Source organism: Streptomyces sp. B93 (assembly GCF_018070565.1).
Classification (GTDB): domain Bacteria; phylum Actinomycetota; class Actinomycetes; order Streptomycetales; family Streptomycetaceae; genus Streptomyces.
Genome location: NZ_JAGPXL010000006.1, coordinates 147,408 through 161,331 on the forward strand (window position 1 = coordinate 147,408; position 13,924 = coordinate 161,331).

Here is a 13,924-nt window from a genome sequence, read left to right on the forward strand (position 1 = left end):
ACCGGCACGAGGGCTGGGCCGACCGCCGTGTCTTTGGCATGATCGTGTCCCCGGGACACACCGCAAGCGCAGGCAATGGGGGGAGGTCGGCCCCGGTGATCCTCACGGTCACACTGAACACCGCTCTCGACATCACGTACCGCGTACGATCCCTGCGCCCGGGCACCGCCCACCGGGTCACCGACGTCGTGGAGCGGCCCGGCGGCAAGGGTGTCAACGTGGCCCGGGTGCTGGCCGCGCTCGGCCACGAGGTGACGGTCACGGGCTTCGCCGGCGGCGGCACCGGCCGGGCCGTGCGGGACGGGCTCACCGCCGTCCCCGGCATCACCGACGCGCTGGTCCCGATCGGCGGGCCGACCCGCCGTACGGTCACGGTCGTCGACGACGTGCCGGGCGGGGCCACGCTCCTCAACGAACCGGGCCCCGCCGTCACGCCCGCCGAGTGGTCGGCCTTCCAGGAGGCCTACGAGGATCTGCTGCGGCCCGCCGCCGCGGTGGCCCTGTGCGGCAGTCTGCCGCCGGGCGTGCCCGTGGGCGCGTACGCCGGTCTGGTCCGCACGGCGCGCGCCGCGAACGTGCCCGTGCTCCTGGACACCGGTGGGGAGCCGCTGCGCCGCGGTATCGCGGCCCGCCCCGACATCGTCAAGCCGAACGCGGACGAGCTGGCCGAGCTGACGGGCTCCCACGAACCGCTGCGGGCCACCCAGGACGCCCGGCGCCGGGGCGCCCGCGCGGTCGTCTCCTCCCTGGGCGCGGACGGCCTGCTGGCGCTGACCCCGGAGGGCCTGTGGCACGCGGCCCCGCCCACGCCCCTGCCCGGCAACCCGACGGGCGCCGGCGACTCGGCGGTCGCGGGCCTGGTGTCGGCGCTGGTCGAGCGCCTCCCGTGGCCCGACCGCCTGACCCGCGCGACCGCCCTCTCCGCGGCGACGGTCCGCTGCCGCACGGCGGGGGAGTTCGACCGCTGTGTCTACGAGGACCTACTCCCCCGTGTCACGGTCACCCCGGACGCGACGGCGGCGTAACCCGCAGGGCGAGGGCGTCTTCTAGCCTTCGCTGATGGCCAGCTGGTCGAACACGACATCGCACTTGTTGCCCTCATTGCAGGCCAGCTCGATGGTGTTCGTGCCCTTGGTGAGGTTGACGGTGGCCCAGGTGGTCTGCCAGCCCCGTTCCCAGTCGCCCTCAGGGGTGCCGCCGAAGTTCTTCATGTTCAGCGGGCGGGTGGTGTCCTTGCCGTTGACCAGGAGGGTCGCGTCGGCGTCCTTGCCGGGGATGCCGTAGCGCACGTCGAGCCGGTAGGTACCGGCTTCCTCGATCCCGTTGATGGTCCAGGTGACTTTGGCTCCGACCTGGTTGAAACCGGTGACATAGACACCGCCGTCGGCCTGCGCGCCCTCCACGTCCGAGGCCGTGGACATGCCGTCGCTGAGGCGGAGGGCCTTGGCGTCGATCGCCGGGAGTTCGGCCTTCTCCGCGTCGTCGGTCGCGCTGCTGGACGCGGAGGGCTCGCTGCTCTGGGACTGGGTCGCGGTCGGCCCGGCCTGGTTGTCGGTGTTGCCGTCGTCGTCGCCGTCGTCGCCGCCGAGCATGGCCACTCCGATGCCGATGACGACCGCGGCGACCACCGCCACGGCACCGATCAGCAGGCCCTTGGTGTTGGGCCCCCGGCCGCCTCGGCCGCCACCGCGACCGCCGGTGCCGGTGCTCGCCTGCTGGGCCGTGGGGGCGCCGCCGGGGAACGTCTCGGGGGCGGCGTAGCGCGCGTTCGGCTGACCGTAGGGCCCCTGCTGCGGGGGCACCTGGCCGTGGCCGGGGGGCGCGGCGGGCGGCTGCTGGCCGTACTGCCGCTCGCCGACCGCTCTGACCCGGCTGACGGAGTTGGGGTAGCCGTAGCCGCCGGAGGGCGGCTGGGCGCCGTTGGCCTGACCGTCGGCGTAGAGGTAGCCGAACGGGTCGTCGTCCTCAGGCGTGCTCGCGCCGTTGTTGCCGGGCGTCATCCCTTCGTACTCCTCAGGTGCGGGGCGGATGCGGTACGTGTGGTGAGGATGGCGAGCCTACCCGCTCTTGCTGGCCCAAACGGGTGACTCGGACCGCATCAGCGTGCTGACCTGCGTGTCATCCGGCACGTCTGTGCTGTTTGGGACGAGACCGTTTCTCGACGTACATACGTTCGTCAGCGGATTTCAGCACTTCGTCGGCGGTCATGCCGCAGTGCGCCCACCCGATGCCGAAACTGGCGCCGACCCGGACGGCCCGTCCTTCGGCGCGGATCGGCTGGATGATCTCGTTGCGCAGGCGTACGGCGAGGTCCTGGGCGTCGGCGCGGCCGAGGCCGTCGGCGAGGATGACGAACTCGTCACCGCCGAGCCGGGCCACGGTGTCGCCGTCCCGGACGCCGTTGCTGAGCCGCCGGGCGACCTCGATGAGGACCGCGTCGCCCGCGTTGTGCCCGAACCGGTCGTTGATCGACTTGAAGCCGTCGAGGTCGCAGAAGAGCACCGCGAGGCCCTTGGTGCCGTCGTCGCGGTCGCCCTCGGGGGCGATGGTGTGCACATGGTGGTCGTAGGCGTCGTAGGCGTCGGCGAGGGCGCCGTCCGGGCGGAAGCCGAAGTCGTTCTCGTAGGAGACCGTGGGGCCGTAGGCGTCGAGGGTCTCCAGGACGCCGCCGTGCGCGGTCTGCGGGCGCTGCTGGCACACCCGGGCGGAGAGCCGGGCGCGCAGCTCGGCGGAGTTCGGCAGGCCGGTGAGGGAGTCGTGGGAGGCGCGGTGGGCGAGCTGTAGCTCGCGGCGCTTGCGTTCCTCGATGTCCTCGACGTGGGTGAGCAGGAAGCGGGGGCCGTCGGCGGCGTCCGCGACGACGCTGTTGCGCAGCGAGACCCAGACGTACGAGCCGTCCCGGCGGCCCAGGCGCAGCTCGGCGCGGCCACCCTCGGCGGAGGTCCGCAGCAGGGTGCCTATGTCCTCGGGGTGGACGAGGTCGGAGAAGGAGTAGCGGCGCATCGCGGAGGCGGGGCGGCCGAGCAGGCGGCACAGGGCGTCGTTGGTGCGCAGGATGCGGCCGTGCTGGTCGCCGCCCATCTCGGCGATGGCCATGCCGGAGGGGGCGTACTCGAAGGCCTGCCGGAAGCTCTCCTCGCTGGCCCGCAGCGCCTGCTGCTCGCGCTCCAGGCGGACCAGGGCGCGCTGCATGTTCGCGCGTAGACGCGCGTTGCTGATGGCGATGCCCGCCTGGAAGGCGTACATCTGGAGCGCCTCGCGCCCCCAGGCGCCGGGCCTGCGGCCGTTGCGCGGCCGGTCGACGGAGATCACGCCGATGAGTTCGCCGCCGGGGCCGCCGTACATCGGCGCGAAGAGGCGGTCGGAGGGGTGCCACTCGTCCTCGAAGCGGGGGGCGGGGCCGTCGGTGTACCACTGCGGGACGTCGTCGTCGTCGAGGATCCAGCCCTCGGTGTGCGGTATGAAGATCAGGTTGCCCCACTGTTCGCCCATGCCGAGGCGTCGTTCCCAGGACTCGCGGGAGCCGACCCGGCCGGTGATCAGGGCCTCGGCCGCGGGGTTGCCGGAGAAGGCGGCGACGACGAGGTCGCCGTCGCCTCGGACGAGGTTGACGCAGGCCAGTTCGTAGCCCAGCGCGCTGACGACGCCGTCCGCGACCGTCTGCAAGGTGTCGGCCAGGCTGCGGGCCGCGTTCATGTCGGCCATGACCTGGTGCAGCTGTCGCAGGGACGCAAGCTGGACGTACGGCTCCGACTCGGTCTCCATGCTCGCCCTCCCCCCGAGACCTCGCAGCGAATCAGAAATCAAAGGGTTGTCATCGGCGCCTGGTCCACGGCACCTATTTCCGGACGGTGTCCTTACAGCTTCCCCGCCACTGAATCACAGCGCGCTGCCCACTCGGTACACAGGGTCAACAATTAGTGCCCCTTGTGACTCATGTCACAGCAGAACGTAATCAATTGCGTGGGCTTTCGTTTCTTTGTCGCCCCACCTCGTCCGCCCCCGGGACCAGTTCGCTGGTCCTAGGACCATCCGCCCAGGAGCATCCTCGGACCAGGGCCCGATGTGGGGCACCCCCACCGGAGACTAGCGTGCGGGGCGTGCCGAACCATCCTCTCCCCACCGCCGCCCTGACCGTCCCCGCCCAGGCAGGTGCCGCCGGGCATGCTGAGGGGGTGAGCAACGACGAGTTCCGGGCCGCCATGTCCCGGCTGGCCTCGGGCGTGGTGCTGGTCACCGCGAAGGAGCCGCCGCTGGACCCCGACGACCCGCTGGCACCGGGTGGCGAGGACGTCGGCATGACCGCCACCGCCTTCATGTCCGTCTCCCTCGACCCGCCCCTGGTCCTGGTGAGCCTGCGCGACGGCTCCCGCATGGACGACCTGCTCACCGAGCAGCCGCAGTGGGCGGTCTCCGTCCTTTCCGAGAGCCAGCGGCACATCGCGGGCCGCTTCGCGATGAAGGGCCGCATCAGCGACCGCCTCCTCTTCGAGGACATCCCGTACGTCCGCGGCGAGGTGACCGGCGCCCCCCTGGTCGGCGGTGCGCTGGCCACCCTGGAGTGCCGCACCGAGCAGCGCGTGGCCGCCGGGGACCACACCCTCGTCGTCGGCCGGGTCCTCACGGCGGAGGTGCGCAGCGCGGACGGCGGCCCGCTGACGTACTTCAAGGGCCGTTACCGGCAGTTGGGCTGAGCCGCCCGGACCCCGCCTACCCCCAGTCGCGCCCCGAGCGTCCCCGCTTGGTCTGGGAGCGCTGTTTCTTCTCCCGCAGCCGCCGCTCGTTGATGCCGCGCGGGATGCGGGTGGGCCTGCGGGGCTTGGGCGGCGGCGCGGTGGCCTCGGCGAGCAGGGCGGCCAGGCGTACGGCGGCGGCCTCGCGGTTGCGCCACTGGGACCGGTGCTCGGAGGCGCGGACGGTGACGACCCCGTCGACGAGCCGCCCGGAGAGCCTTTGCAGGGCCCGCTCCTTCCAGACCTCGGGGAGGGCCTCGGTGCGGGCGAGGTCGAAACGCAGCTCGACCTGCGAGTCGGTGGTGTTGACGTGCTGTCCGCCGGGTCCCGAGGAGCGCGAGAAACGCCACATCAGCTCGGCCTCGGGCAGGGAGACGGAGCCACGGATGAGGTGAGGACCGGACATGCCGACCATGTTCCCCGCTCTGTCCGGTCCACGTCACCCCAATATCGGATCGGGTCCGTCGGCGGTGAAGTTCGGCAAAGAAAGTAAAGACACCCGGAACTTGTGGCACCCCGCACGGCGTTCTTACGGGTAGCTGTAGCTTCGTGGCCGTACACCACGGCTCCGTACAACCGCGTACAAAACCGAGGGAAGGGACTCCCAAACCATGGCTGTAAGCCTGTCCAAGGGTGGCAACGTCTCGCTCACCAAGGAGGCTCCGGGCCTGACCGCCGTCACCGTCGGCCTCGGCTGGGACGTCCGCACCACCACGGGCACGGACTTCGACCTGGACGCGTCGGCCATCGCGGTCAACCCCCAGGGCAAGGTCTACTCCGACGCCCACTTCGTCTTCTTCAACAACAAGCAGACCCCGGACAACACCATCGTCCACACCGGTGACAACCGCACCGGCGAGGGCGAGGGCGACGACGAGGCGATCAACGTCAACCTGGCGGCCCTCCCGGCCGACGTCGACAAGATCGTCTTCCCGGTCTCCATCTACGACGCCGAGAGCCGCTCGCAGAACTTCGGCCAGGTCCGCAACGCCTACATCCGCATCGTCAACCAGGCGGGCGGCACCGAGATCGCCCGCTACGACCTCTCGGAGGACGCGGCGACGGAGACGGCCATGGTCTTCGGCGAGCTGTACCGCAACGGCGCCGAGTGGAAGTTCCGCGCCGTCGGCCAGGGCTACGCCTCGGGCCTCACGGGCATCGCCCAGGACTTCGGTGTGAACGTCTGACGGACACGCACCACCCTCGGCCGGGCCCCCGACCCAGCAGGCGTCGGGGGCCCGTCCCATGACCGGGTTCCGGGTCGCGGTCGCGGTCGCGGGTCGCGGGGCGCGGGTCGCGGGTCGCGGGTCGCGGGTCGCGGGTCGCGGGTCGCGGGTCGCGGGTCGCGGCACGATCGGGCGGGCTCGGGTCCCGGCCCGTCCCCCCGGCAGGCATAGGTTGCCCGCATGATCCTCGACGTGCTCAAGGGCTCCGCCGACCCCGACGGCCGGGACCTCCCGGGTCCCCTGCTCACCGAACTCACCGCGCTGTACGCCGCCAACCGCGACTTCCACGCCCTCAGCGGCGACTTCCCGGACCCGGACGACATCCGGCCGGAGCAGGTGGCCAGGGCGCTCGCGGACGAGTTGGCGAACCCGGACACGGAGGTACTGCTGGCCCGCAGCGCGGGGCGGCTCGTCGGGATCGCCGTCACCCTCGCCCGCCACCCGGACCCCGCCGACCCGGACCCGTGGATCGGGCTGCTCATGGTGGACCCGGCCGTGCACCGACAGGGGTACGGGCGGCAGTTGGCGGCGCTGGTCGAGGACCGCTTCCGCGCCGCGGGCCGTGACGGCGTACGGCTGGCCGTGCTGGACGACAACCCCCGCGCCCTCGCCTTCTGGACCGCCCTCGGCTACGAGGTGGTCGACCACCGCGCCGACCGCCGGCTGGGCCGCCCGTGCGCGGTGCTCCGCAGGGCGCTGCCACCTGCGGAGCCCGCGGCTCACTGATCGTCCGGTCTCCCGTCGCCGTACAGCCAGTCCCGCCAGATCGGGGCGAAGTCGGTGGCCGGGTAACGGCGTTCGACCCACGTCGTGAAGTCGTGCGTGTCGGCGTTGCCGTACCGGCGGGCGGCGGCCCAGTCCCGCAGGAGGACACGGAAGGCCGCGTCGTCGCCGAGGGCCTGGCGGATCCGGTGCAGGGTCATGGCGGCCCGGTCGTAGACGGGGCGGCCGGAGATGTGCGCGGCGTCGGGCGGGTCGGCGGGCGGGAAGGACCACAGGTCCTCGGCGTCGTCCGTGCCGCTCCCCGAGGACGCGGAACCGGCCGTGTGGAGCGCGTCGAAGGTCTGCTGGGCGGTCTCGCCGCCGTGGTCCTCGCGCCACAGCCACTCCGCGTAGGTGGCGAAGCCCTCGCTCAGCCACATGTCCCGCCAGGTCCTCGGGGTGACGGAGTCGCCGTACCACTGGTGGGCCAGCTCGTGCACGAGGAGCGCGGTGTCGGGGGCGCCTGGGAAGACCGGCCGGTTCTGGGTCTCCAGGGCGTACCCGGCGTCGTCGGGCCGTTCGACGATCGCCCCGGCGGAGGAGAAGGGGTACGGGCCGAAGTTCCGCTCCGCCCAGGCGAGGACGTCGGGGATGCGGGAGAGGACGTCACGGCTGGCGTCGGCCTGGTCCGGGTCCACGGCGGTGTACACGGGCAGGCCGCCCCCGGCGACGGTACGGCCGATGTCGTAACGGCCGATCGCGACCGTCGCCGCGTGGCTGGACATCGGCTCGGTGGCGCGCCAGGCGAACGTCGTGCGGTCGCCACGGGTCGTCGGCTCGCGCGTCAGCTCGCCGTTGGAGACGGCCTTCAGGCCCCGCGGCACGGTGACGGTGATGTCGTACGACGCCTTGTCCGCGGGGTGGTGGTTGCCGGGGAACCACGTCATCGAACCCGTCGGCTGCCCGAGCGCGAGGGCGCCGTCCTCGGTGGGCAGCCAGCCCTCCTCGGAGCCGTCCGGGTCGGTGAGGGTGACCGGGGTGCCCTGGTAGCGGACCGTCAGCCGGAACACGGTGCCCTCGTCGAGGTCGTCGCGCGGGCGGACCGTCAGTTCGTGGCCCGCGCGGTTCCAGCGGGCGGCGCGGCGGTCGACGGTGACGGACTCCACGTCCAGGCCCGCCAGGTCGAGGTTGAGGGCGGACAGGTCCTGGGTGGCGCGGGCGGTGAGGGTCGCGGTGCCGGCGAGGTGGCGGTCGGCTGGGGTGTAGGCGAGGGTCAGCGCGTAGTGGGTGACGTCGTAGCCGCCGTTGCCCGCCCTGGGGAAGTACGGGTCACCCAGGCCGTCGTCACCGGGGGTACCGGAGACACCGCCGGCTCCGCACGCGCCGAGAACGAGAGCAGCGGCGACACCGACGGCAACACCGGCGCCGGTGTTGCCGGGAAGCGGTCGGGGCCGGGGAGTGCGCACGCCCTGAGCCTATGAGGCGGGCGGGGGCGAGGAAGCCCGACACCGCCCCTGACCGAGACCGGAGCCGGCCCTGACCAAGACCGGAACCGACCTTGACCGGGTCCAGCGGCACACGCGGGGGAGACCGGTGCCGATGGTGGCCGGACCGAGCGGCGCGCGGGGGGTGCCGGTACCGCCCCTGACGGGACCCGTGCACGGTCGGGGGATGCCACTACCGCCCCTGACCGGACCCGTCCACGGTCGAGGGATGCCACTACCGCCCCTGACCGGACCCGTCCACGGTCGAGGGATGCCACTACCACCCCTGACCGGACCCGTCCACGGTCGAGAGATGCCACTACCACCCCTGACCGGGCAGCCCGGCCCGCGCGAGGGAGACCGTGCCGATCGTGGCCGGGGCCAGCGGCGTGGGCGAGTGCAACCGGCACCGGCCCTGACCGAGACCGGTACCCCCTGACGCCCCTGGCCGGCCCACCGGCGCACGCGAGGCCGGCCGGTACCGCCCCCGGCCGCTGGCCCACCGCCGCGCGCGAGCGAGGCCGGTGCCGGGCGTGGTCGGGCCCGCGTCACGTGACACCATCACCCCGTGCTCGACATCGGCTACGCCCTCTCCCCCCGCTTCCCCGACCCCCCGCAGACCGACTACCGGCGCGCGGACGTCCACGCCCTGCGCCACGACCTGTTCTGCGGGGACGTCTATCTCGCGGACACCGAGTCGGACCGGGAACTGTCCACAGCCTGGGGATGGGTGCCGGTGCTCGACTTCGCCTGGGCGCTGTGCGACATCGCCGAGCGGCTGGACCGGGACCCGCTGGGCTCGCGCGCCGCGAAGCCGCAGCGGGCGGAGCTGGACTTCACCGAGTCCACGGACCGGATGCTGTTCGAGCGCCGCTTCGGCTGGGTGGACGTCGAGGCGGACTGGATGCCCGCCGAGGAGCCCCCGCTCACCTTCTCCCACACCGAACTGCGCCGCGAGGCCCGCGACTTCCTGCACGACCTGATCGCCGACCTGGCCGACATGCACGAGGACCTCGCGGAGAACCCGGCCGTCTGGACCCTCCAGGCCCGCTTCCCCCGGCTGCCCTGACCGGCCCGCCCCCACTGCCGCGGCCCCTCCCCAGGGCCCCACTCCTTATTCCCCCTCCACCCTGATCCCCAGCGCCCCCGCCAGCACCGGCGCCAGCTCCACCAGCTGGCCCGGACTGATCACCGCCCCCGCCAGCCGCTCCACCCCCCGCTCGATCTCCAGCTCGGCCGCGCCCCGCAGGTCCACGTCCACCAGCGTCGCCGCGGTGAGGTCCGCCGCCCGCACCGCGCAGTCGACGAACTCGACCCGCTCCAGCCGCGCGCCCCCGAAGTCCGGCTCCACCAGGACGCAGGACTCGAAGACGACGTCTCTCAGCCGGGCGCCCCGCAGGTTCACGAAGTCGAGCTTGCCGCCCCGGACCAGCACCCGCTCCAGCACCGCCCCGTGCAACCGCACCCCGCCCAACCGGGCGTCCAGCACCTCCACGTCCCGCAGGGTGGCCTCGGCGAGGTCGGTGCCGACGCCGCGCGGGGCGCTGATCCGGGTGTCCAGGAGCCGGGCGCGCCGCAGCCGGGTCTCGTCCAGGGCGCAGCCGGTCAGCGCGCAGTCCATGAAGCGGGCGCCGCCGCCGTCCTGACTCCCGAGGTCGGCCTCCGTGAACTCCAGCCCGTCGTAGTCGCCGTCCGGCTCCAGCTCGCCCCCCGGCCACCGCTCCAGCACCGGCAGCCGCACCTCCGGCCGCCGCGCCCCCTGACCGCCGTACCCCCCTTCGCCCGCCGCTCGTCCGCCTTCCCGCCTGCCTCGCCGCACCATGCCCCCATGCTGCACCCCACCACTGACAACGCCCCCGACCTGCGCGAATGCCCCGCGCCTCGGGCCCGATGTCACATTTGGCCACCCCACACAGTCGTAGTGGTCGAAGGCCCAGCGAAAGACCCGCAGGCGATACCCGATCCGAGGGAGTCCAGCCATGCACCGCATCACCGTTGTCGGCGGCGGATTCGCCGGTCTCACCGCGGCCATCACCGCCGCCGAGGCGGGCGCCCAGGTCACCGTCCACGAGGCGCACCACACCCTGGGCGGGCGGGCCCGGACCGCCGACGCCCCGTACCGGACCAACCAGGGCCCGCACGCCCTCTACAACGGCGGCCCGCACTGGACCTGGCTGCAACGGCGTGACCTCATCGGCCCGCTGGCCCCTCTCCCGGCGCTGGAGGCGGCCCGGCTGCGGCTGCGCCACAAGGGCGTGCTGCGGCGCACCCCGCCGTTCTCGATGCTGAGGCTGCTGCGCCGTACGGCCCGGCAGGCCCCCGTGGACATGGACTTCCTGACCTGGGCGACCGAGCAGGCCGGTGAGGAGGGCGCGCGGGCGGCGGCCCACTACTCGGCGGTCGCGCTCTTCCACCACGACCCGGGGTCGTTGTCCGCGGCGTTCGTGCAGGAGCGGCTGCGGCGGGCCACCAAGCTGCCGCCGGAGGCGCACTACCCGCGCGGCGGCTGGGGAAGCGTGATCGACCGGATGGCGGCGCGGGCCTGGAACCTCGGAGTGCGGGTGGAGACGCTGTCGCGGGTGGACTCGGTGCCGGTGGGCGGCGGGCCGGTCATCGTCGCCACCTCCCTCGACGCGGCCCGGCGCCTCCTCCGCGACGACAGTCTGACCTGGCCGAGCGGCCGTACCGCGCTCGTCGACATCGCCGTACACACGCGGCGCGGGGACGCGTTCGCGGTGTCCGATCTGGACGCGCCGGGGTGGCTGGAGCGGTTCACGGCGCAGGACCGCACGCTCGCCCCGGCCGGGGAACAGTTGATCCAGGGGCAGGTGCCGGTCGCCCCGCACGAGTCCCGCGCGGACGGTGTGGCGCGTGCCGAGCAGTTGCTGGACCTGGCCTTCGAGGGCTGGCGGGAGCGCGTCACCTGGCGCGGTGAGGCCCTCGCGAACGGCCGTACGGGCGCCGTCGACCTGCCCGGCACGAGCTGGCGTGACCGGCCCGCGGTGGACCGCGGCGACGGTGTCTATCTGGCGGGGGACCAGGTCGCCGCGCCGGGTGTGCTGTCCGAGGTGTCCTTCAACAGCGCGCTGACGGCGGTGTCGCTGGCGCTGGGCAGGCACGGCCGACAGGCACTTGACCTCAAGCATGCTTGAGGTTGAAGGGTGGATGGCCGAAGGGACATGAGCCCACCACCGTCCACTTGGGGGACCCACCATGCACGCCATCCGCCTCCACGCCTTCGGCCCCGCCGAGAACCTCGTCCTCGAAGAGGTCGAGGACCCCCGTCCGGGCCCCGGCCAGGTGCGCATCGCCGTGGCCGCGGCCGGGGTGCACCTGCTGGACACGGCCCTCAGAAGGGGACAGCAGGGCCCCGCCCCCGCCCCGACGCCGCTGCCGACGATCCCCGGCCGGGAGGTCGCCGGTGTCGTCGTCGCGCTCGGCGAGGGCACCGACGCCGACTGGCTGGGCAAGCGGGTCGTCGCCCATCTGGGTTTCGCCCCGGGCGGCTACGCCGAACTCGCCGTCACCGACGCCGACCGGCTGCACGAGGTCCCGGACGGCCTGGACCTCACGGCCGCGGTCGCGATGATCGGCACGGGCCGTACGGCGATGGGGATCGCCCAGTTCGCCGAGCCGGGCCCCGCCGACGTGGTCCTCGTCCCGGCGGCGGCGGGCGGCATCGGCACCCTGCTGGTGCAGTACGCGAAGAACGCGGGCGCCACCGTCATCGGTCTCGCGGGCGGCCCGGAGAAGACCGCCAAGGTGGCCGCGAACGGCGCCGACCTGGCCGTCGACTACCGGGACCCGTCCTGGGCCGAGGAGGTCGCGGCGTACCGCGGCAAGGTGACCATCGTCTACGACGGTGTGGGCGGCGACATCGCCCGCACGGCCGTCGGCATGCTCGCCCCCGACGGCAGACACCTGGTGTTCGGCTGGTCGGCGCAGGGCATCGCGGACGACGCCGCGCCCTATCTCGTCGACGGGGTGTCGGAGCAGGTCCTCGGCCCGGTGATGCTGGCGAAGGCGGGCGGCCCCAACCCGATCCGCACGCTCGAACTGCGCGCGCTCGCCGAGGCATCCGCGGGCCGTCTCGTCCCGGCGGTGCACCGCTTCCCGCTCGCCGAGGCCGCCGCCGCACACCGTGCGCTGGAGTCGCGCGGCACGACGGGCAAGGTGGTGCTGGAGCCATGACGGCCGGACGCTCTCCTGGTGACCGCCCCGCGGATGCGACACGTCCTGATTCATGGTCTTCTGGCCGGATGAGTGTCACCCGGAAAGGTGAGACCGGCACGGCGGCGGACGACCACGACCCGCGCCGCTGGTGGGGCCTGGTGGTGATCGCGCTGGCCCAGCTGATGGTCGTGCTCGACGCGACGATCGTGAACATCGCCCTGCCGTCCGCCCAGCGCGACCTCGGCATGTCGGACGGGAACCGGCAGTGGGTGATCACCGCCTACACCCTCGCCTTCGGCGGGCTGCTGCTGCTCGGCGGCCGGATCGCCGATCTAGTGGGCCGTAAAAGGACGTTCGTGATCGGCCTGATCGGTTTCGCGGGGGCCTCCGCGCTCGGCGGGGCGGCCACCACCGACATCATGCTCTTCGGCGCCCGCGCCCTCCAGGGCGTCTTCGCCGCCGTACTGGCGCCGTCCGCGCTCTCCCTGCTGACGACGACGTTCACCGACCCGAAGGAGCGGGGCAAGGCCTTCGGTGTCTACGGCGCCCTGGCGGGCAGCGGTTCCGCGATCGGCTTCATCGTCGGCGGGCTGCTCACGGAGTACCTGGACTGGCGCTGGTGCCTGTACGTCAACGTGCCCATCGCCGTCATCGCCGTGTTCGGCGCGTTCGCGCTGCTCCACGACCGCCCCGGGCAGGCGGGCGCCCGGCTGGACGTGCCCGGTGTGCTGCTCGGCTGCGGCGGCCTGGTCGCGATCGTCTACGGCTTCAGCGAGGCCGAACCCCGCGGCTGGACCGACTCGTTCGTCCTCGCGCTGTTCGCGGCGGGCATCGCCCTGCTCACCGCGTTCGTGTGGTGGCAGACCAGGGCATCCCGGCCGCTGCTGCCGCTGCACATCATCAAGGACCGCAACCGCGCGGGCTGCTTCCTGACGATGATGCTGGCGGTCATCGGCATGTTCGGCCTGTTCCTGTTCATGACCTACTACCTCCAGGTCATCCTCGCCTACTCGCCGGTGAAGACGGGCCTGGCGTTCCTGCCGCTGACCGCGGCCATCATCGTCGGCGCCACCCAGATCTCCGCCCGGCTCCTCCAGTACGTGCCGCCGCGCATGCTGATGGCGCCGGGCATGGTCCTGGCGGCGGGCGGCATGCTGATCCTGACCCAGCTGACGGTCGACTCGTCGTACGCGACGCAGATCATGCCCGCGCTGATCCTGATGGGCCTCGGCATGGGCCTCACCTTCATGCCGGTGTTCTCCACCGCGACGGCGGGGGTGGCCCCGGAGGACTCCGGCGTCACCTCGGCCACCGTCAACACCGCCCAGCAGGTCGGCGGTTCCATCGGCACGGCCCTGCTCAACACCATCGCCACCACCAGCACCACCGCCTACGTCGCCGCCCGGCTGACCGACCCCGCCGAGCGCACCGAGGTCGTCCGGGAGGGCACGGTGCACGGCTACACGGTCGCCATCTGGTGGGCGGCGGCGATCATGCTGCTGGCGGGTGTGGTGGCGGCCCTGATGGTCACGGTGAAGCCCCCGAAGCAGGGCACACCGGCGACGGAACCGGTGCGGGAGCCGGTCGTCTGAGGACCGACGTCCAC

At 73.0% G+C, this 13,924-nt stretch carries 13 protein-coding genes; 8 read left to right on the forward strand and 5 right to left on the reverse strand.

Annotated features, from left to right (window positions below):
* Nucleotides 1-95: 95 nt before the first annotated feature.
* Entirely contained in the window at nt 96-1,025 is a 930-nt protein-coding gene (locus tag KBY47_RS08285) for a 1-phosphofructokinase family hexose kinase (protein WP_210920313.1), read from the forward strand.
* Between the two features lie 21 nt (nt 1,026-1,046).
* On the opposite strand, the gene KBY47_RS08290 is transcribed toward KBY47_RS08285, so the two are convergent.
* Nucleotides 1,047-2,000: a carbohydrate-binding protein gene (locus KBY47_RS08290; RefSeq protein ID WP_210920314.1), complete on the reverse strand. Its 954-nt coding sequence runs from the start codon at nt 1,998-2,000 to the stop codon at nt 1,047-1,049.
* Nucleotides 2,001-2,118: 118 nt separating this feature from the next.
* A complete protein-coding gene (cdgB, locus tag KBY47_RS08295) occupies nt 2,119-3,765 on the reverse strand; it encodes a diguanylate cyclase CdgB (protein WP_210920315.1) in 1,647 nt (548 codons plus the stop codon).
* Nucleotides 3,766-4,100: 335 nt separating this feature from the next.
* On the opposite strand from cdgB, the gene KBY47_RS08300 reads away from it, so the two are divergent.
* Nucleotides 4,101-4,694, forward strand: a complete 594-nt coding sequence (locus KBY47_RS08300; protein ID WP_210920316.1) for a flavin reductase family protein — start codon at nt 4,101-4,103, stop codon at nt 4,692-4,694.
* 16 nt (nt 4,695-4,710) lie between these two features.
* Here KBY47_RS08300 and arfB read toward each other — a convergent pair whose 3' ends face one another.
* Nucleotides 4,711-5,148, reverse strand: coding sequence for an alternative ribosome rescue aminoacyl-tRNA hydrolase ArfB (gene arfB / locus KBY47_RS08305; protein ID WP_210920317.1), 438 nt, complete (start codon nt 5,146-5,148; stop codon nt 4,711-4,713).
* Between the two features lie 196 nt (nt 5,149-5,344).
* Between arfB and KBY47_RS08310 the strand changes: the two genes are divergently transcribed.
* Together KBY47_RS08310 and KBY47_RS08315 are read left to right on the forward strand one after the other, a co-directional pair.
* Nucleotides 5,345-5,920, forward strand: coding sequence for a TerD family protein (locus tag KBY47_RS08310; protein WP_210920318.1), 576 nt, complete (start codon nt 5,345-5,347; stop codon nt 5,918-5,920).
* A gap of 219 nt (nt 5,921-6,139) precedes the next feature.
* On the forward strand, nt 6,140-6,685 hold the full coding sequence (locus KBY47_RS08315; protein WP_210920319.1) for an N-acetyltransferase: 546 nt from the start codon (nt 6,140-6,142) through the stop codon (nt 6,683-6,685).
* On the opposite strand, the gene KBY47_RS08320 is transcribed toward KBY47_RS08315, so the two are convergent.
* Nucleotides 6,679-8,127 carry a M1 family metallopeptidase gene (locus KBY47_RS08320; RefSeq protein WP_210920320.1) on the reverse strand — a complete coding sequence of 483 codons (1,449 nt, stop codon included), beginning with the start codon at nt 8,125-8,127 and terminating at the stop codon, nt 6,679-6,681. The genes KBY47_RS08315 and KBY47_RS08320 overlap by 7 nt on opposite strands.
* A 586-nt stretch (nt 8,128-8,713) precedes the next feature.
* On the opposite strand from KBY47_RS08320, the gene KBY47_RS08325 reads away from it, so the two are divergent.
* Nucleotides 8,714-9,214 carry a hypothetical protein gene (locus KBY47_RS08325; RefSeq protein ID WP_210920321.1) on the forward strand — a complete coding sequence of 167 codons (501 nt, stop codon included), beginning with the start codon at nt 8,714-8,716 and terminating at the stop codon, nt 9,212-9,214.
* Nucleotides 9,215-9,259: 45 nt separating this feature from the next.
* Here KBY47_RS08325 and KBY47_RS08330 read toward each other — a convergent pair whose 3' ends face one another.
* Complete coding sequence (locus KBY47_RS08330; protein ID WP_210920322.1) at nt 9,260-9,967, reverse strand: pentapeptide repeat-containing protein; 708 nt, start codon at nt 9,965-9,967, stop codon at nt 9,260-9,262.
* A gap of 157 nt (nt 9,968-10,124) precedes the next feature.
* On the opposite strand from KBY47_RS08330, the gene KBY47_RS08335 reads away from it, so the two are divergent.
* The 3 genes from KBY47_RS08335 (at nt 10,125) to KBY47_RS08345 (ending at nt 13,910) form a co-directional block, all read left to right on the forward strand.
* Entirely contained in the window at nt 10,125-11,297 is a 1,173-nt protein-coding gene (locus tag KBY47_RS08335; protein WP_210920323.1) for an FAD-dependent oxidoreductase, read from the forward strand.
* A gap of 61 nt (nt 11,298-11,358) precedes the next feature.
* On the forward strand, nt 11,359-12,336 hold the full coding sequence (locus KBY47_RS08340) for a zinc-binding dehydrogenase (protein ID WP_210920324.1): 978 nt from the start codon (nt 11,359-11,361) through the stop codon (nt 12,334-12,336).
* Nucleotides 12,337-12,404: 68 nt separating this feature from the next.
* Nucleotides 12,405-13,910, forward strand: coding sequence for an MFS transporter (locus tag KBY47_RS08345; RefSeq protein WP_210920325.1), 1,506 nt, complete (start codon nt 12,405-12,407; stop codon nt 13,908-13,910).
* Nucleotides 13,911-13,924: the final 14 nt, after the last annotated feature.

What these genes read in the sequence shown, in the direction of transcription:
- KBY47_RS08310 (WP_210920318.1), top strand. Translation starts at nt 5,345, where the DNA reads ATGGCTGTAAGCCTGTCCAAGGGTGGCAACGTCTCGCTCACCAAGGAG.
- arfB (WP_210920317.1), bottom strand. Translation starts at nt 5,148, where the DNA reads ATGGTCGGCATGTCCGGTCCTCACCTCATCCGTGGCTCCGTCTCCCTG.
- KBY47_RS08315 (WP_210920319.1), top strand. Translation starts at nt 6,140, where the DNA reads ATGATCCTCGACGTGCTCAAGGGCTCCGCCGACCCCGACGGCCGGGAC.
- cdgB (WP_210920315.1), bottom strand. Translation starts at nt 3,765, where the DNA reads ATGGAGACCGAGTCGGAGCCGTACGTCCAGCTTGCGTCCCTGCGACAG.
- KBY47_RS08345 (WP_210920325.1), top strand. Translation starts at nt 12,405, where the DNA reads ATGAGTGTCACCCGGAAAGGTGAGACCGGCACGGCGGCGGACGACCAC.
- KBY47_RS08335 (WP_210920323.1), top strand. Translation starts at nt 10,125, where the DNA reads ATGCACCGCATCACCGTTGTCGGCGGCGGATTCGCCGGTCTCACCGCG.
- KBY47_RS08340 (WP_210920324.1), top strand. Translation starts at nt 11,359, where the DNA reads ATGCACGCCATCCGCCTCCACGCCTTCGGCCCCGCCGAGAACCTCGTC.
- KBY47_RS08330 (WP_210920322.1), bottom strand. Translation starts at nt 9,967, where the DNA reads ATGGTGCGGCGAGGCAGGCGGGAAGGCGGACGAGCGGCGGGCGAAGGG.
- KBY47_RS08290 (WP_210920314.1), bottom strand. Translation starts at nt 2,000, where the DNA reads ATGACGCCCGGCAACAACGGCGCGAGCACGCCTGAGGACGACGACCCG.